Origin of the sequence: Actinoplanes sandaracinus (genome assembly GCF_030009775.1) — a bacterium.
Lineage (GTDB): Bacteria > Actinomycetota > Actinomycetes > Mycobacteriales > Micromonosporaceae > Actinoplanes > Actinoplanes sandaracinus.
Genome location: NZ_JASCTH010000009.1, coordinates 1 through 17,219, shown reverse-complemented (window position 1 = coordinate 17,219; position 17,219 = coordinate 1). Strand labels below are relative to the sequence as shown.

The window sequence follows — 17,219 nt, the reverse complement described above, 5'->3', positions numbered from 1 at the left end:
GCAGATGAAATGACGCAGGTGATTTCACCGATGCGCGCACCTCACGACCCTGTCGAAACTGGCGCTCGTCGATCCGATTCCCCCAAGGTTAGGAGAATCGACGTGCACCGGACATCCGTCCCGTCCCGGGCCCGCCGCCTGCTGATCACCGCCGCCGCGGTGGCCCTCGTCGCAGGACCGGGCGCGGTCGCCGCGCAGGCCGCCAACCCCTACGAGCGGGGCCCGGCCCCGACGCTCTCCGCACTGCAGGCCGCCCGCGGGCCCTACGCCGTCAGCCAGACCTCCGTCTCCCGGCTGTCGGCCACCGGCTTCGGCGGCGGCGAGATCTACTACCCGACCACGACCGCCGACGGCACCTTCGGAGCGATCGCGATCTCGCCGGGCTTCACCGCCTACTGGTCCAGCATCTCCTGGCTCGGACCGCGGCTGGCCTCACACGGATTCGTGGTCATCGGCATCGAGACCAACACCACCTCCGACCAGCCCGGTTCCCGTGGCGCCCAGCTCCTCGCCGCGCTCGATCACCTGACCCAGCGCAGTTCCGTGCGGTCGCGCATCGACCCCAGCCGCCTCGCGGTCGCCGGGCACTCGATGGGCGGCGGCGGCAGCCTGGAAGCGGCCAGCTCCCGGCCGTCGCTGCAGGCCGCGGTGCCGCTGGCCCCGTGGAACACCGACAAGACCTGGAGCGAGCTGCGGGTGCCGACCCTGATCATCGGTGGGGAGAGCGACAGCATCGCGTCCGTCTCGTCGCACTCGATCCCGTTCTACAACAGCATCCCGGCGTCGGCGGAGAAGGCGTACCTGGAGCTCAACAACGCCAGTCACTTCTTCCCGCAGTCGACGAACACGCCGACCGCGGTGCAGGCGGTGGCCTGGCTGAAGCGGTTCGTCGACGACGACACCCGCTACACCCCGTTCATCTGCCCCGGCCCGAGCGGCACCGCGATCTCGGACTACCGCAGCTCCTGCCCGATCGGCTAGCAGCCGCCGGCCGAGGCCGGGCCGGTGCTCACCCACCGGCCCGGCGTCGTCGTTCGGCTGGGCGGTGTGCTGCTCGCCCACCGGCCGGGCGTCGCCGTTTGGTTCGGCGGTGTGCTGCTCGCCCACCGGCCGGGCGTCGTCTTTTGGCTCGGCGGTGTGCGGCTCCGTAAGGTCGATCCTCGCGCCGGCACAACCTCGTGCCGGCCCGTCACGTCGGCCTTCGAGGAGGAACGCTGTCCGCCGACATCACCCGGGCACGGCTGCGCGGTCTGGCCCGCAATCCCGCCCTTCCGGCCGAGTCGCTGCTGCGGCTCGCCGGCGACGAACGGATCGACCGATGGGACCTCACCGCGCGTGCGGAGTGGACCGACGAGACGTTCGACGCGCTGGCCGCCCACCCCGGCCCGGAGATCCGCGAGGCCCTGGCCCAGAGCGCCGGCGCCACCGGCCGACAACGCGCCCGCCTCGTCGGTGACCTGAGCATCCGGGTGCTGCACGCCGTCGTCGAGGGACCGCCGTCGCGCTGGGCCGATCCGCTGCCGGAGTGGGCGTACCGCCGCCTCGCCGAACACCCGGAACCCGTCGTCCGCGACATGCTCACCTTCGTCCCCGGCGTACCCCGCGAGGTGGTGGCGCTCCTCGCCCGCGACCCGCACCGCGGCATCGCCTCGGCCGCCCAGGCCCTCCTCGACCGCAAACCGTTCGAGCCCACGTCGATGGGGCGCGACGAGGCCGTCCACTTCGCGTCCGCTCTCTCCCCGTGGAACCGGGCCCAGGCCGCCGCCGATCCGGAACTCCCCGCCGAACAGGTGGCGGCGCTCGCCCGCGACCCGTCACCGCAGGTGCGGCTGGCCGTCTCGATGCGGCCCGAACTCACCGAACGTCAGCGGACCGCCATCGACTACCACATCGGTCCCGAAGACGAGGTTCCCGTGCTGGACTGGGTGCTCGCCGCCGGGCCGGCCGAACTGGAGGCCTGCGCCCGGTCCGCTCACGCCGGCCTGCGCCGCAGCGCCGCCCGCCACCCCGGCCTGCCCGCTCGCCTGATCGCCGTGCTCGCCGCCGACCCCGACCCCGCGGTCCGGCTGCTGCTCTGCGAGAACCAGGCCGCCGTCCCGGTGGACCTGCTGGTCCGGACCTATCGGGAGGCCGGGCCGGTCACCGCCGGCGACCTGCCGCGGCATCCGGCCTTTCCGCGTACGGACCTCGCGCGCCACGCATCCGACCCGGACTGGCGGGCCCGGGTCCTGGTCCGGTTCGACCCCACCGCGCCGGCCGGCCTGATCGACCGGCTCAGCCGGGACGAGCATCCGTCGGTACGCGCCGGCATGGCCGACGACCCACGTCTCACCACGGCCCGCGTCCTGGAGTTGCTCGCCGACCCGGCGACCACCGGATCCGCCGCCGCCAACCCGGGACTGCCGCGCCCCTTGATGGACCGGATCCTGGCCGGTGAACCGGTGTAGCGCCGACGCCGTCGTCTTGCGAGCCGATTGAGCGGGTGCGGCCACCTCATGCCGTGGGGCGTCGTTTTGTGAGCCGGTTGAGGCGGGTGCGGGCGCCTCGTACCGCGGGACGTCGTTTTGTGAGCCGGTTCAAGCGGGTGCGGGCGCCTCGAACCGTGAAGCGTCGACCAGGGTCGCGGCGCGGGCGTCGATGCGGAAACTGAGCAACGCCAGCAGCAGGCCGGCGATCGAGAGAGCCACGCCGAGCCACGCGGAGGCCAGGTATCCCCAGCCCGCGGCGATGACCGCGCCGCCGAGAGCGGCCCCGATGCTGTTGGCGACGTTCAGGGAGGACTGGTTCACCGCCGCCCCCATGAGCTGGGCGCCCGGAGCCACCGCGATCAAGCGGGACTGCAGGGCCGGAATGATGAAGAGACTGGCCGCGCCGACCAGGAACGCGCCGACGATGAGGCCCGCCGGCCCGTCGGCCGCCACCGCGAAGAACGCCACGGTGGTGATCAGCCCGGCGAAGCCGAACAGCACGCTGCGGCGCAGATCGCGGTCCGCGGCGATGCCGCCCAGGGCGATGCCGCCGGTCATGCCGAGGCCCATCGAGGCCAGTACCCACGGGACCGTGTTCTCGGACAGGCCGGCCACATGCGTGGTGATCGGCGCGACATAGCTGTTCACGGCGAAGAAGCCGCTGGTGCCGACACCGACGGCGAGGGCGACCAGCCAGACCTGCGGCGAACGGAACGCCCGCAGTTCGGCGCGCGGTGACCCGCCGGGCGCGGCCGACATCTCGGGTACGGTCGTGAGCACCGCCAACAGGCTGAACGCGAAGACGGCGGCGACGGCCAGGTAAGCGGCCCGCCAGCCGTGCGACTGCCCGAGCACCGTGATCAGCGGAACGCCGAGCAGGTTCGCCGCGGTCAGGCCGCCGATCACGATCGACACGCCCCGGCCCTGGTTGCCCGGGCCCAGGATGTGCGCGGCGAGCTGGCCGGCCGCTCCGAAGTAGGCGCCGTGTGCCAGCGCCGCGATGAACCGGGCCGCCAGGACCAGCTCGAAGGTGGGCGCGAGCGCGGAGGCGGCGGTGCCCACCACGAAGACGGTGAGCAGGCCGAGAACCAGGCGGCGGCGCGGCGTCCGGGCGGTCAGCGCCGCGATGGTGGGCGCGCCCGTGACCACGCCCAGCGCGTAGATCGTGATCATCCAGCCGGTCTTGGCGAGGGCGTCGGGGACGGAAGCCGCGTGGGCCTCGGGGACCAGGTCCCGGGCGATCTCGGGGAGCAGTCCCATGGCCACGAACTCGGTCAGGCCCAGCCCGAAGCCGCCGAGTGAGAGGGCGAGCAGGGCCGCCCAGCGGCGGCCGGCGTTAAGCGTGTCCACAGCTCCGGACTTTAGAACGTTCTAGTCCGTCAACAAATAGAACGTTCTAGCAATCACAGCCCGCCGCCCACGCCGGAGGGCCCCCATTCCACCGACACCCGCGCCCCCGAAACCGCAGCGCCCGAACCGCAGTGCCTGAACCGCCGAAGCCCAGCGCCCGAACCGCCACCCGGCCGTAGCCCGGGCGTGTTGTGGGGGCGGCCGTGACGCGCGTGGGCGACGGCTGGGCCGGCGGCGTCGGCGGGGCCGTAGCGCGGGCGTGTTGTGCGGCGGCTGGGTCTGGACGGCTGGGTCGGGACGGCCTGGGGGTGGAGGAGCGGGTGTGCCGGCGGACGGGATGCGGGCGTCGGGAGCGGGGTGGTCACGCGGCGACGGCTTCGCGCGCGGCGCGCTCCGGCTGTGAGGTTCTGCCGGTGCGGAAGCTGAGCACGGCGAGGCCGAGCCCGGCGGCGGCGAGGGCGGCGCCGATCCAGACGGACGACAGGTAGCCCCAGCCGGCGGCGATGGCCGCGCCGCCGAGAGCCGCGCCCAGGCTGTTGGCCACGTTGGCTGCGGACTGGTTGACGGCGGCGCCCATCAGCTGGGTGCCGGGAGCGGCTTCGATCAGGTGGGCCTGCAGCGCCGGGCCGATGAAGGCACTGGCCGCGCCGACGCCGAAGGCGGCCGGGAACAGGGCGACCGGATGCCCGGCGGCCAGGCCGAACAGCACGACGGCGGCGACGACCGCGGTGAAGCCGTAGAGGACGGTGCGCCGGATGTCACGGTCGGCGGCGGCGCCTCCGGCCGCGATGCCCAGTGTCATCCCCAGCCCCATCAGGGCCATCACCCACGGGACGGAACTGTCGGGGAGGCCGGCGACGTTCGTGGTCAGCGGGGCGATATAGCTGTTGACGGCGAAGAACCCGGCGGTGCCGACGGCCACGATCGCGGCGGCCAGCCACACCCGGGGCGAGCGGAAGGCGCGGAGTTCGGCGCGGGGCGAGCCGCCGGGAGCGGCGGCCACGGCGGGGACGGTGGCGAGCACGGCGAGGAGGCTGAGGGCGAAGACGGCGGCGACGATGAGGTACGCCACACGCCAGCCGTGGGACTGGCCGAGCCCGGTGATCAGCGGGACGCCGAGAAGGTTGGACGCGGTCAGCCCGCCGAGCACGATCGCGAAACCCTTGCCCAGATTGCCGGGGCCGAGGATGCGGCCGGCCAGGATGGCGGCGGCGCCGAAGTAGGCGCCGTGTGCCAGCGCCCCGATGAAACGGCCGGCCAGCACCAGTTCGAAGGTGGGCGCGGCGACCGAGGCCAGTGTGCCGATCAGGAACAGTCCGAGCAGGCCGAGGACGAGGTTCTTGCGGGGCAGCCGGGCGGTTAGCGCGGCGATGGTGGGCGCGCCGACGACGACACCCAGGGCGTAGCTGGTGATCATCCAGCCGGCCTTGGCCACGGCGTCGGGCGCGGAGCCGGCGTAGTCGGCGGGGAGCAGGTCGCGGGCCATCTCGGGCAGCAGGCCCATGGCGGAGAACTCGGTCAGGCCGAGGCCGAAGCCGCCGAGTGAGAGGGCGAGCAGGGCGGCCCAGCGGCGGCCTGCGGTCAGGGTGTCCACCGGCGAAACTCTAGAACGTTCTAGTAGCGCGCGCCGATAGAACGTTCTAGTTGTCACACCCCGTACCATCGCGGGATGCGGTCAGGGGAGCGGCGGATCACTCTCGCCGATGTCGCGTCCGAGGCCGGGGTGTCGGTCGCGCTGGTGTCGATCGTCATGCGCGGCGCGCCCGGCGCCGGGGCGGCGACGCGCGAGCGGGTCCTCGAGGTGGCGCGACGGCTCGGCTATCAGCCGGACAGCCGGGCCCGGCTGCTGCGCAGCGGGCGCAGCCGCCTGATCGGCGTCGTCTTCGACGTGCGGCACCCGTTCCACCACGACCTGCTCACCGGGCTCTACGACGCGGCGGGCAAGGCCGGCTATCAGCTCACCCTCAGCGCGGTGACACCACGGCGCGGCGAGCGTACGGCCGTCGGCGACCTCCTGCAGGACCGGTGCGAGGCGATCGTGCTGTTCGGGGGCCAGATGCGCGGCTCCGAACTGGCATCGATCGCGGCCCGCCTGCCGGTGATCGCGATGATGCGCAGCGCCCGGCGGCGCGACATCGACGTGGTCCACAACGATGACGCGCTCGGGTCGCACCAGGCCGTCGACCACCTGGTCGCGCTCGGGCACCAGCGGATCGCGCACGTCGACGGCGGCGCCCTGCACGGATCGGCCGAGCGCCGGGCCGGCTATCACGAGGCGATGCGACGGCACGGCCTGGACGGGCACATCCGGGTGGTGGCCGGCGGCCCGGGGGAGGAGCATGGCGCCGCCGCGGCGGAGAGACTGCTGGCCGACCCGCCGACCGCGGTGACGGTCTTCAACGACCTGAGCGCGACCGGGCTGCTCGACGTGCTGCGCCGTAACGGGCTGAGCGTGCCCGGCGACCTCAGCGTCGTCGGCTACGACGACACCACCCTCAGCCGGCTCGCGCACATCGATCTCACCACCGTCGGGCAGGACATCGACGCTCTCGCGGCCCGCGCCGTCGAGCGGGCGGTCGAGCGCATCGAGGGTACGGCCACCGGCCCCCGCGCCGTGATCATCCCGCCACGGCTGGTGGTGCGGGGCACGACCGGGCCGGCCGCCGCCGGAGCCCTGCCGCCACGGTGACCGCCCGTCCCGCCCACGCGCCACGGGCGGCACGGACGACCGGCCGGGACTGTGCGATCGGCCGGGACTCGTGCGAGGGGCCGGGACTCGCGCGATCGCCCCGCGACTTGGGCGATCGGCCGGGACTTGTGCGATCGGCCGGGACTTGGGCGATCGGCCGGACTCGCGCGGCCCTCACCGAGGGCTGGGGTGTGGACTCCGGCGGGCCGGCCGGTGAGGGCGGATTTCGCCCGAGAGGCGCGCTGGGGCGGTGCGGGAGCCCTCGCCGCGTGGTGGCCGCGGGAGGTGTGGTTCGGCGGGGCGGCCCACGGCGTACGACATGGAGGTTCTCCTTGGCGGCCTTGCCGCGTCCGTGACCCGCGGGCGGGTCGATCCCATGCCGCTGCGCCCGGCTCAGGAGGCGCTGCGCCGGGCGCGGTAGGCGGAGGCTTTGGCGCGGTTCTGGCACGACAGGTCACAGAAGCGACGGGAAGCGTTGCGTGTCGTGTCGAAGAACACCAGGGAGCACCGGTCGGCCTGGCATGCGCCGAGCCGCGCCGCCTGGCCCACGCCGATCACCATGGCGAGGGCGGTGCCCATGTCCGCGGCCCACGCGTCGACGAGGCTGGCGTCGGGGCGGTGAAAGGCCAGCACCGGAGCGCGGCCGGGGTGGCCGTGCAGGTTGGGCACCGCCTGGTGGCGGATCAGCAGGTGGTTGAGCCGGGCGGCGGCGTCGGCGATGTGATCACCCGCGCCGAACACGGGACGCATCTCGACCGCGACCGTTGCCAGGGCGTCGGCGTCGGTGGCGGTGAGACGCGTCGGGGCGGCGAGCTGGGCGGTGACGGCGGCGAGCCGTTGCTCGGCCGCGTCGGGCGGGGAGACGAGGCGGCCGTGCGCGGTTGTGACGGCCAAGCTGTTGATCAGGAGGACCGCTCGCTCGACTCCTCGACCGACATAACTGTCTACTTCAGATTGACCAGTGATGCGCCAGGGTTCTATCGTCACTGTCGTAGCTTACATAGACAGTGAGGAGGATGAGGTATGTCCGGGTCACTCGCACGGCACATGTGGCACCAGATCGAGCCGGTCCACGCGGCGCTGTACTTCAGCGCGGAGGCCTCGGAGGAGGCGGCGGCGCTCGGCTACGACATCACGTCACGCTGGCCGAGCTACTTCGCCTGGCGGACGGCCCCGCTGGGCGCCGCCGGCCCGGCGCTGGTGGCCGCCACCTACTACAGCTTCAGCCCGGCGATGATCGCCGAGCACGTGCCCGGCATCTGGGCCGTCACCGCCCCGCCGCGGGTGCTCGACGCCCGCCTGCGGGCGGTCGACCGCACGCTGCGCACCCTGCTGCCGTCCGTGACGCAGCTCGAGGAGGCGGCCGATCTCGCGATCCGGGCCGCGCAGAGCATCGACCTGGCGCATCGGCCTCTCGCCGCGGCCAACCTCGACCTGCCGTGGCCGGACGAACCGCACCTGGCGCTGTGGCAGGCGTTCACGGTGCTGCGCGAACACCGCGGCGACGGGCACCTGACCGCCCTGCACGCCGCCGGGCTAGACCCCTGCGAGGCTCTAGTCTCCTTCGCCGCCATCGGCGCCGCGCCCGCCGCCAACTTCGCCGGGCGCGGATGGACCGGCGAGCAGTGGGCGGCCGCGCAGCAGCGGCTCGCCGACCGCGGCCTGGTCTACGCCGACGGGACCGCCACCGAAGCCGGGCACGCCCTGCGCGAGCGGGTCGAGCGGCACACCGACGAACTCGCGGCCGGGCCGTGGCGGGCCCTCGGCGAAGCGAACGCCGAACGGCTGGCCGACCTCACCCGGCCGCTGCTGGGTGAGGTGTTCACGTCCGGGATGCTGCCGAGGAGCAGCACCCTGGGTATCGGCACCGTGCGGGCGCCGGCCTGAGACACTGCCCGCCCGGCGAGCCGTGCCGTTCAGGACGGGTATCTGTTGCCCGGCGTCGTCGCGATCAGCACGTCGGCCACCGGCTGCCAGCCGAGCGTCGTGTACAGGCGCTGCCCCTCCTCGCTGGCGATGAGGATGCCGTGTTCGGCGCCCTCGTCCCTCGCGGAACGGGTCAGCGCCGACATGACAGCGCTGGCCAGACCGTTGCGGCGGTGGGCTGACACGGTTTCGATCCGGTCGGCGACCGCATCCGGGCCGGCCAGTCCCATCGACCCGTGCGCGCTGACCTCGCCGTCCTCGTGCCGGACGGTGGCCGTGACCACGCGGCCGCCGCGATGCGCGTCGATCTGGGTCAGAAGCCGGTACGGCGCGGCCGGCGTACTCTGCGGGTGGCCGTCGAGATCGGCGGTCATCAGCAGTTCCGAGCGTTTGAGCAGCACCAGCCCGGCGGCCGTCAGGGCCGAGGCCGTCCCCGCCGGGTCGGTGGTGGGCACGGTCAGCCAGGTGACGCTGTCCTCGCCGGCGACGAGTTCGGCCAACTTGGTGAGCGACGCCCGGTCCGCACCGGCATCGGTCGCGATGTACTCGACGTCGCGACCGGGCTGCATGCACCGTAACCGCAACCCGCCGTCGACGTCTTCGGCGGCGGGCAACGCGCGGGCCACGCCCCAGCCGCGCTGCCAGCGAACGATGAGATCTCGTAGGTCCCTCATCGGCTCAGTAGATCACTAGCGCCCCAGTGGCCCCGGGGACCGGGGCTCGGCGTTGCGGTTACGGGGCAGTGGGGGCTTGAGGACGGCGCAGGTCTCCAAGGCCCGCGGCGCCGAAGCGCCGGCGGAACAAGGCACCGGGGTGACCACCACGAAGTGGCCGGGGTGTGACATACCCGCGAACTTATTGATGACGGTGTGTCCGAGTTTCTAGGCTGACTCCCTCAGATCTAGGGGGTGAGCCCAGGTGCTTACTCTGCACGGCCGGGAGGCCCTGCTCACGGCCATCGACGCACGGCTGGCGGCGGGCGGCGGGGTGGCCCTGTCCGGTCCGCCCGGCATCGGCCGGACCGCGCTGCTCGACACCGTCGCCGACCAGGCCACGGCACGGGGCGAACTGGTCCTCCGGCTACGCCCGGCCCGCGGCGAGCAGGTCCTCGCCTACGCCGGGGTCGCCGACCTCCTCCGTCAGGTCCCGGCGCAGGCGGTCGCCGCGCTGGCTCCCGCGCCACGGCATTCGCTGGCCACGCTGCGCCGGGGCGGGCCGTCGCGCACCGGCGTGCCGGCCCTCGCCCGGCGCCTGGCCCTGCACGAGTTGCTCGCCCACTGCGCCCGCGCCGCCCCGGTGTTGCTGGTCCTCGACGACGCCCAGTGGCTCGACCCGGAGTCGGCCGAACTGATCGGCTTCGCGATGCGGCGGCGCCCCGGCCCGCGCGTGCGGATGCTCGCCGCCGAGCGCCGCCCCGGCCGGTCCCGCGCGGTCCGGCTGTGCCCCGCCCCGGCGGTCGAGATGGCCGTGCCGCCGCTCTCCCCGGACGATCTCACCGCTCTCCTCGAAGCCCGTGGCCTGCCCTGTCGCACGGCCAGCCAGCTGCACCAGGCCAGCGAAGGCAATCCGTTCCTGGCCCTCGCCCTCGGCGGCGCCGTCACGCGCGGGCCCGCCTGGCGGCCCGCACCGCTGCCCGAGCCGGTCCGCGAGATGGCCCGCGAACGGCTGGCCGCCCTGCCCGCCGAGGCACGCGACACCCTGCTGGTGGCGGCGCTCGCCACCGAGCCCACGCTCACCCTGATGCTGCGGGCCGGGCGCGACGACGCGGCCCGCGAACTGCGCGTCGCCGCCGCGGCCGGGGTGATCGAGCTGTCCGGTGAGCGGATCCGGTTCACGCCGCCGCTGCTCGCCCAGGTGATCAGCGACGAGGCGCCGGCCGCGACCCGTGGCCGGGTGCACGCGGAACTCGCGGCGGCCGCGTACGACCCGGTCGAAGCCCTGCGCCAGCAGGCGCTGCGGACCGCACGCCCGGACGACGCCGTCGCCGGAGCCCTGGCCGCCGAGGCCGGCCGCTGCGCGATGCTCGGCGCCGACCGCACCGCCGCCGAGCTGTACCTGCTGGCCGCCGACCGCTGCCCGCCGGAGCGCTCCGCCGACCGCCTCGACTGGCTGGTGACCGCCGCCCGTACCGCCCTCACCGGGGGAGCGCCGGCGCTGGCCGGCCGGGCCGCCGAGGCGGTCCTCGCCGCCGACGCGCCGGCCGGGCACCGGGTCCGCGCCCGGGTGGTCCTGATCGACCTGGCCGGGCAGGCGCTGGCCGAGATGGGCGAGATGTTCGCGGCCGCGCTCGCCGAGGCCGGCGACGATCCGGCGCTCGCCGCCCCCGTCCGGTTGCGGCTGACCTGGGCGGCGTTCCTCACCGGCGACCTCGGCACCGGCGCGGCCGAAGCCCGGCGCGCGGAGGAGGCGGCCCGGCGGGCCGGTGACCCGACCACCGAGGCGATGGCGCTGACCATGCTCGCCCAGATCGAACGGGTCCGGGGCGAGGCACGCTGGCGCGCGACTCTGGACCGGGCCCGTGCGCTGCCCGCCGCGCCCGCCCCGGACTGGCTGCACTACGGCCCGCACTACATGGCGGCGCGCATGGCGCTCTTCGACGACCGGCTCGACGAGGCCCGCGCCGAACTGCTCACCCTGCTCGCGGTCGCCGAGCACGACCGGATCGGCGAGGCCCGGGTCGAGGTGCTCCGCACCCTCTCCGAGGTGGCGACGAGGGCGGGCCGGTGCCAGGAGGCCCTGCGGTACGCCCACCGCGCCGTCCGGGCAGCGCAGCAGGCGGGTCTCAGTCCCGGCCCGACCTGGTACACCGCCGCGGTGGCCGAACTGGCCGGCGGCACCTGTGAAGCGGCGGCCGGATTCGCCCGCCGGGGCATCCGCTCCTCCCGCCAGGAGGGCGACGGCCTCTACCTGCGCCGCCTGCTGCACGCCCTGGGCCAGGCCGAGGTTCGCGCCGGTGACACCCGCGCCGGCGTCGCCACGCTGCGCCAGTTGCGCGACCTGGAGGCCGAGGCCGGCAGCGCCGACCCGATGATCGTCCGCTGGCGGGCCGATCTGGCCGCCGCCCTGGCCGCTCTCGGCGAGCACGGCGAGGCCGCCGACACGCTGGCGCTGGCCCGGTCGGCGGCGGAGAAGCTGGGCAGCACGCCGGCGCTCAGCGGCTATCTGGACCGGGCCGCCGCCATCGTCAACTCCGAGTCCGGCCAGGCCGACGCCGCCGCCGACCTGGCGAACGCCGCGGCCCGGCACTTCGAGCGGCTGGGGCAGCCGGTCGAGCAGGCGCACGCCCTGCTGGTGGCAGCCGGCGCGGAACGCCGCCGGCGCCGCTACGCCGCCGCGCGGCAGGCGATCGCCGAGGCGCTGTCGCTGTTTCGTACGGCCGAGGCCCACCCGTGGGCACTGGAGGCGAAGCGGGCGCTCGCCCGCACCGAAGGCACGCCCGACCAGGGCCTGACCTCGACCGAACTGCGGATCGCCGGCATGGTCCGCGACGGCGCCAGCAACCGCGAGATCGCGACCCGGCTCTATCTGAGTGTGAAGACGGTGGAGGCGACGCTGACCCGCGTCTACCGCAAGCTCGGTGTCCGTTCCCGGACCCAGCTGCTCTCGGCCCTGCCGGTGGGGGAGATCACCAACCCTTCGTGACCAGCCCATACACAACGCAGAGTGACCCGGATAACGGTAATCCGGTGGCGGCGGTCACTTTCGTCGCGTGAGTTTTACCTGGTGGATTTGGGGATGTCGCATGTCTGGAGGATGGTTGTACCCGGAAGCGACGAGGCTTTCTCCGTCACTATCCGTCAAGGAGTTCGTCATGCAGTTCATTCGCAACGCCCGTACCGCCATCGCCCACCGCATCGCCGAACACCGCGCCCACCGCCGTCTGGCCGACGAGCTCGCCGCGTTCCGCACCGCTGCCGAGCGCTCCGAACTCGATCTGATGCTGGGCCGCCACAGCGCCGAGGAGACTCGCGAGATCCACGCGATCCTCAGCCGCCAGGACGCTGGCCGCCGGCACACGTCCGCCGTGCACATCGCCGGCTGACCCACCGTTCTCGCCTCCTTCCATCCTTCTCGCCGCGATCCCGGGGAGCTGCGCCGAAACGGTGCGGCGCGTGGTAGCTCCCCGGGGTCGCGGAGGGATCGGCGCACCCCGACCGTCCCGGGACTGCTCGGCCGATCCGTGCGGAACCCCCGGCGCGCCCCACGCGTGCCGGGGGTTCCTCGTCTCCTCCGACGACCCCTGGGGGGCGGCCGATCCGGTAAACCGTACGATCTTCACGTTGGCGGTGATCACCGCTCAGCGACCGGCCGTACCCTGCCGCAGCCCATAAGGCCCCGCGGCCCCGGCCGGCTGATCCGCCGGACGTCCCGATTCCACACCAGGACGCCGGGCCGCCGGCGGGTCCGCGCATCACACCCGCGAGCCGTTGTGCAGGTAGGCGGTCGTGCCGTTGGCGGCGCACTCCAGGGCGGCGCTGACCCGCCGCCACACGTAGTCCCGCAGCAGGCTGGCCGCGACCTCCGGCGTGACGAAACGGTGCTGCCGCAACTCGCCGTCCCGCAGCCGGATCCCGGCCCGCGTCTCCCCGGCCGGCACACCACCGTCGAAAACGAAGGCCACCAGGTCGTCCCACGGGCCGTGCGGCGAGACCCAATCCACGACGAGCAGCCGGCCGCCGCCGAAGCCGATGCCGAGTTCCTCGGCCACCTCCCGGCGGGCGGCCTCGGCGGGCGCCTCGTTCGCCTCCGCCATTCCGCCGGGCAGATCCTAGTCAGGTTTGTACGCCGGATCGACGAGCAACAGCCGCCCGGCCTCGTCGCGAAACAACAGGCCCGAAGCGTCAGCAGGCGGGCGTTCGTCTGGGCTGCCGCCATCGTGCCGCGTTGGAGGTGCCGGGCGGCCAGGTCCGCGTTCCCAGCCGGAGCGCGAGATGGGCAAGGCTGCCGAAGATGTGTGCCGCCAGCGCCCGATCCGAACCCCGGGCCATCGCCGAGGCCATGGTGAAGTGCCGCACGGCGAGTGAGTCCTGGCCGCTCTCGTGTGCCATCCACCCGGCCATATCGGTGAGGGTGGCAGCGGCTGCCAACGTCGTACGGCCCTCGGGTCCTGGTGCGAAGCCGAAGACCCGCGGCGCAACCGTGCGGTGGAGATAGCTGGAGACGGGCTCGTAGAGGCTTGCCCCGCCGATCTCGCGATCACTGCGGCGCAAGGTTCGTACGGTCTCGAGGTCGTCAGTGACTCCGAGAGATCCTACGACGGACGACCGGTCGGCCGGAGTCAGCATTACTGCCAATTCCTCGGCGGAGACACCGAGCGAAGCAACCAGACGAGGCCGGTGGCAGGGCTGTGGGTGGGATTCGGAACGCTCCCACCGTACGACCGTCGAGCGGTCCACGCCGACGGCCTCGGCGAGACCTTCCTGAGTGAATCCCATATTCTTGCGCCGCTCAGCGAGTCGGCGCCGTTTGGCCGTCATGCCCCATCATCCGGATGACGGGGTGCTATGCAACGTCGATGCGTCACTGGTGCGGCATCGGCGACCTGGGGGTCGATGCCGCGGCACGGTTGACTGATGACAGCGGCCGGGACGGATGCGGAGGGGTCAGTAGGTGAGCCGCTGCTGACAGCCAGTTCGTCCGTCCCGGACGCACACCTGACCCTGGTGGGACTGGGGCGGATGGCCTGGTCCGCCGGGACTGCGGCGGACCAGGCGGCGGTGTCAGGCCCGGCGCCACTTCTGGTTGGCGCCGCCGGTGCAGGTCCACAGGTGCAGGACCGCGTCGTTGTCGGGGTTCCAGCCGGCGATGTCCACGCACTTGCCGGCCTGCGGGTTGACCAGGTCGCCCGCGCTGTTGAGCACGAACTGCTGGGCGGGGTTGCCGCTGCAGTTCGCGATCTGCACGGCCGCGCCGTCGGCCGTCGAGCCCCAGGCGACGTCCATGCACTTGTTGTTCTGGGTGCGCAGGGTGCCGTTGACGAACTCCCAGCGCTGGTTGGCGCCTCCGGTGCAGGTCCAGACGATGAGGCGCTGACCGTCGTTGAAGTTCCCGTTGGGCACGTCGACGCACTTGCCGTGCCAGTTGCTGACGATCGCGTTGCCCGTCGCGGGCGGCGGGTCGGTCGGCGGCGGGCTCCCGCCGGTGAACGGCGACAGCACGATCGCCGCCGAGCGCGGGTCACCGCTGTGCACGAGCGATTCGAAACCACCGACATCGTCGTACGCGAAGCCGTACGCCCGCCCGTCCGCCATGTTGGCGTGGATCAGCCTCGAGTAATGGTTCGGCGAACCGTTGCGGTAGAACTGCCCGGCGTCGAGGACCGGCTCCTGCGACGAGGTGCCCAGAGTGCCCCGGTTCAGGCCGGCGCACAGGGTCCGCTTGATCTCCGGCTCGATGAACGGTGGGGTGTTCGGGGCGTTGAACACCCCGTCACAGCCCCAGACGTTGCCGGTGGTCGGCTTGGCGACGGTGGCCACCTGGGCGCCGGCCGAGTCGGTGAAGACCATGGTGTTGCCGGAGGTGCGCCCGAAGAAGCGCCGGTTGGGTTCGTTGACCCGCGGCACGACGGTCAGGGTGCGGCCGGTGTAGGCGTTCCAGGCCGAGTTGATGTAGCCGTCCAGGTAGGTGGGGTTCATCAGGCCCGCGTCCATCGCCTTGCCGGGCGCCAGCACCCGCAGGACGGTGCCGTCCGACCGGGTCATGATCGACCGATTGAAGTCTCCGATGCCGCGGATCTGGTCGATGACGTTCTGCCGGCCGTTCGTGACGGGGTCACCGGTGCGGCTGGTCCGGCCGTCGGCGCCGGAGACGCTCACGGCGTGCGGGAGAGCGAACATGTCGACCTGGGAGCTGTTGAGCCACAGCCCCGCGTCGTTGTAGGTGAACTCGGACCAGTCGAACAGGATGTCGCGGTTGGGGTCGCCACCGGCCCACGGAGCGGGCTGCACCAGTCCGTCCGGGGTCAGCCGGAAGTCGAGCTTGCGGCCGAGCGAGAAGTAGATGCGTGCGGAGAGGAACCGCGGGAACCGGACGGTGACGCTGCCGCCGTTGGCTGGGCCGGCGATCGAGACATCGGGAGCCGGGGTCGGCGGCAGCCCACCGGCCGGCCAGTTCGTGAACTTCCCGGCCGCGTTGACGTAGCCGAGCCGTCCTCCGGGGCGGATGTCCTGGCCGAGGATGTAGAGGTGGACGGCCTCACCGCGGCCCGTGTTGTTGGTGATGGTCACCGGCAGCAGGTCAGGCCCGATGGCCTGGGCGGCGTTCGGGGTGACCGTCAGGGCGGCGGGGACGGCCACCACGGTGACCGCCAGGGCGCGGACTGCCGAGCGCAGTCGCCTTCGTAGTGTGCATAGGCCCTTCATCGGACTCCTCTGCTCGAGCGCCCTCAGGACCGGCTCACTGAGAGCGCTCTCACAGACTCATGCCGCTCAATGTCGTTGTCAATGTTCACAGTTAACTTTCTTGCAATAAAGCATCAGCGCGGCCAGAGAGGCTCCTCGGCCTGCTCCTCGGCGTCACGGAGGGCGCGCAGAATGTTGCGGTTCGCCAGCTTCTCCAGGTCGGAATCCGACCAGCCGCGGTCACGCAGTTCGGCGAACAGGCGCGGATAGGCGGAGACGTCGGCGAGACCGTCCGGAACCTCCGGCGTGCCGTCGAAGTCGCCACCGATGCCCAGATGATCGACTCCGGCCACCTCGCGGGCATGGTCGACATGGTCGGCGACCTGGGTCACCGTCGCGAACGGCTTCGGATTGGCGTCGAACCAGGCACGGAAGGCGGGCTCGGCGGCGAAGTCGTGGACCTCGCCGACCGGCACGCGGGACGGCTCCTCGCCGGGGAGCGGCGCGCGGGGCCAGTCCTCGCCGTACGCGGGCAGGCCCAGCCGCTCCCACTCGGCGTCGGCGGCCCGCATCCAGTCGCGGACCGCCGACGACACGAAGAACGACACGAACGTCAACTGCAGGACGCCACCGTTGCCGGGCAGCCGGGACAGCACGTCGTCGGGAACGTTGCGGGAGTGGTCGGTGACCGCGCGGGCGCCGGAGTGGCTGAAGATCACCGGGGCGACGGCCTCGTCCAGAGCGGCGTGCATGGTCGCGGCGGACACGTGCGACAGGTCCACCAGCACTCCCAGGCGCTGCATCTCCCGTACGATCGCCCGCCCCTCGGCCGTCAGGCCGCCGTGCACCGGATCCTGCGTCGCGGAGTCCGCCCACGACGTGTGGTGGTTGTGGGTGAGCGTCACATAGCGCACCCCGAGCCGCGCCAGTGAGCGCAGCACCCCGAGCGAACCACCCAGGCAGTGGCCGCCCTCCACGCCGATCAGCGAGGCGATCCGGCCGCTCGCCATCGCCCACTCCACGTCCGCCGACGTGTACGCGGGCGCCAGATCGTCCGGGTAGGCGGCCACCATCCGGTGCACCAGGTCGATCTGCTCCAGCGTGCTCTGTACCGCCGCCGGCTCCGGCAGGTCGGAGGGCACGTACACCGACCAGAACTGGCCGCCCACGCCGCCGGCCCGCAGCCGGGGCAGATCCGTGTGCAGCGGAGGCCGCTCCTTCTCCAGACCGGTCACCGCCGACCCGTGCCACTCACGCAGGCGCATCGGCAGGTCGTTGTGGCCGTCGATGATCAAGTTCATCTCCCCTGGCTACCGGCCGCCGCTGTCCGGTGCAAGCGGATCAGCCCGTTCCGGTGTCCGATTCACCGCAACCGGGTGGCACCTGCACGGGAACTGGCCTGGCACCCGCCGCCCTGGAATCTCTTTCACATGCCCGGTGCGACAA

Annotated in this window: 14 protein-coding genes and 1 pseudogene; 6 read left to right on the top strand and 9 right to left on the bottom strand. The window is 73.0% G+C overall.

Annotation, left to right across the window (positions count from 1 at the left end):
- Positions 1–102: 102 nt before the first annotated feature.
- Positions 103–981 carry an alpha/beta hydrolase family protein gene (locus QLQ12_RS15185; protein WP_282760444.1) on the top strand — a complete coding sequence of 293 codons (879 nt, stop codon included), beginning with the start codon at positions 103–105 and terminating at the stop codon, positions 979–981.
- Between the two features lie 197 nt (positions 982–1,178).
- Entirely contained in the window at positions 1,179–2,447 is a 1,269-nt protein-coding gene (locus QLQ12_RS15180) for a serine/threonine-protein kinase (protein ID WP_282760443.1), read from the top strand.
- Positions 2,448–2,576: 129 nt separating this feature from the next.
- On the opposite strand, the gene QLQ12_RS15175 is transcribed toward QLQ12_RS15180, so the two are convergent.
- Together QLQ12_RS15175 and QLQ12_RS15170 are read right to left on the bottom strand one after the other, a co-directional pair.
- Positions 2,577–3,818, bottom strand: a complete 1,242-nt coding sequence (locus QLQ12_RS15175) for an MFS transporter (protein WP_282760441.1) — start codon at positions 3,816–3,818, stop codon at positions 2,577–2,579.
- A 361-nt stretch (positions 3,819–4,179) separates the two neighbouring features.
- Positions 4,180–5,412 carry an MFS transporter gene (locus QLQ12_RS15170; RefSeq protein WP_282760439.1) on the bottom strand — a complete coding sequence of 411 codons (1,233 nt, stop codon included), beginning with the start codon at positions 5,410–5,412 and terminating at the stop codon, positions 4,180–4,182.
- 75 nt (positions 5,413–5,487) lie between these two features.
- Between QLQ12_RS15170 and QLQ12_RS15165 the strand changes: the two genes are divergently transcribed.
- The gene (locus QLQ12_RS15165) at positions 5,488–6,507 is read left to right on the top strand and encodes a LacI family DNA-binding transcriptional regulator (protein WP_282760437.1); all 1,020 of its coding nucleotides are present in this window, start codon (positions 5,488–5,490) and stop codon (positions 6,505–6,507) included.
- 393 nt (positions 6,508–6,900) lie between these two features.
- On the opposite strand, the gene QLQ12_RS15160 is transcribed toward QLQ12_RS15165, so the two are convergent.
- A complete protein-coding gene (locus QLQ12_RS15160; protein WP_282760436.1) occupies positions 6,901–7,401 on the bottom strand; it encodes a CGNR zinc finger domain-containing protein in 501 nt (166 codons plus the stop codon).
- A gap of 129 nt (positions 7,402–7,530) precedes the next feature.
- Here QLQ12_RS15160 and QLQ12_RS15155 point away from each other — a divergent pair, with 129 nt between their 5' ends.
- Positions 7,531–8,394, top strand: a complete 864-nt coding sequence (locus QLQ12_RS15155; RefSeq protein WP_282760434.1) for an SCO6745 family protein — start codon at positions 7,531–7,533, stop codon at positions 8,392–8,394.
- A gap of 29 nt (positions 8,395–8,423) precedes the next feature.
- Here the strand turns inward: QLQ12_RS15155 and QLQ12_RS15150 are convergent, their stop codons facing one another.
- Entirely contained in the window at positions 8,424–9,107 is a 684-nt protein-coding gene (locus QLQ12_RS15150; protein ID WP_282760432.1) for a GNAT family N-acetyltransferase, read from the bottom strand.
- A gap of 244 nt (positions 9,108–9,351) precedes the next feature.
- On the opposite strand from QLQ12_RS15150, the gene QLQ12_RS15145 reads away from it, so the two are divergent.
- Together QLQ12_RS15145 and QLQ12_RS15140 are read left to right on the top strand one after the other, a co-directional pair.
- Positions 9,352–12,075, top strand: coding sequence for a helix-turn-helix transcriptional regulator (locus QLQ12_RS15145; RefSeq protein ID WP_282760430.1), 2,724 nt, complete (start codon positions 9,352–9,354; stop codon positions 12,073–12,075).
- 169 nt (positions 12,076–12,244) lie between these two features.
- Complete coding sequence (locus QLQ12_RS15140; RefSeq protein ID WP_282760428.1) at positions 12,245–12,475, top strand: hypothetical protein; 231 nt, start codon at positions 12,245–12,247, stop codon at positions 12,473–12,475.
- Positions 12,476–12,844: 369 nt separating this feature from the next.
- Here the strand turns inward: QLQ12_RS15140 and QLQ12_RS15135 are convergent, their stop codons facing one another.
- The 5 genes and pseudogenes from QLQ12_RS15135 to QLQ12_RS15120 form a co-directional block, all read right to left on the bottom strand.
- The gene (locus tag QLQ12_RS15135) at positions 12,845–13,186 is read right to left on the bottom strand and encodes an NUDIX domain-containing protein (protein WP_282760426.1); all 342 of its coding nucleotides are present in this window, start codon (positions 13,184–13,186) and stop codon (positions 12,845–12,847) included.
- 88 nt (positions 13,187–13,274) lie between these two features.
- Positions 13,275–13,643: a hypothetical protein gene (locus tag QLQ12_RS15130; protein WP_282760425.1), complete on the bottom strand. Its 369-nt coding sequence runs from the start codon at positions 13,641–13,643 to the stop codon at positions 13,275–13,277.
- A gap of 90 nt (positions 13,644–13,733) precedes the next feature.
- Positions 13,734–13,910, bottom strand: a pseudogene (locus tag QLQ12_RS46885) (helix-turn-helix transcriptional regulator); the annotation flags it as partial.
- A 243-nt stretch (positions 13,911–14,153) separates the two neighbouring features.
- Positions 14,154–15,794, bottom strand: a complete 1,641-nt coding sequence (locus tag QLQ12_RS15125) for a beta-1,3-glucanase family protein (RefSeq protein WP_282760423.1) — start codon at positions 15,792–15,794, stop codon at positions 14,154–14,156.
- A gap of 113 nt (positions 15,795–15,907) precedes the next feature.
- The gene (locus QLQ12_RS15120) at positions 15,908–17,074 is read right to left on the bottom strand and encodes a dipeptidase (protein WP_282760421.1); all 1,167 of its coding nucleotides are present in this window, start codon (positions 17,072–17,074) and stop codon (positions 15,908–15,910) included.
- Positions 17,075–17,219 lie beyond the last annotated feature (145 nt).

Excerpts from the sequence above, each read along its gene's own strand:
- QLQ12_RS15140 (WP_282760428.1), top strand. The coding sequence starts at position 12,245 with ATGCAGTTCATTCGCAACGCCCGTACCGCCATCGCCCACCGCATCGCC.
- QLQ12_RS15155 (WP_282760434.1), top strand. The coding sequence starts at position 7,531 with ATGTCCGGGTCACTCGCACGGCACATGTGGCACCAGATCGAGCCGGTC.
- QLQ12_RS15150 (WP_282760432.1), bottom strand. The coding sequence starts at position 9,107 with ATGAGGGACCTACGAGATCTCATCGTTCGCTGGCAGCGCGGCTGGGGC.
- QLQ12_RS15125 (WP_282760423.1), bottom strand. The coding sequence starts at position 15,794 with ATGAAGGGCCTATGCACACTACGAAGGCGACTGCGCTCGGCAGTCCGC.
- QLQ12_RS15165 (WP_282760437.1), top strand. The coding sequence starts at position 5,488 with ATGCGGTCAGGGGAGCGGCGGATCACTCTCGCCGATGTCGCGTCCGAG.
- QLQ12_RS15120 (WP_282760421.1), bottom strand. The coding sequence starts at position 17,074 with ATGAACTTGATCATCGACGGCCACAACGACCTGCCGATGCGCCTGCGT.
- QLQ12_RS15135 (WP_282760426.1), bottom strand. The coding sequence starts at position 13,186 with ATGGCGGAGGCGAACGAGGCGCCCGCCGAGGCCGCCCGCCGGGAGGTG.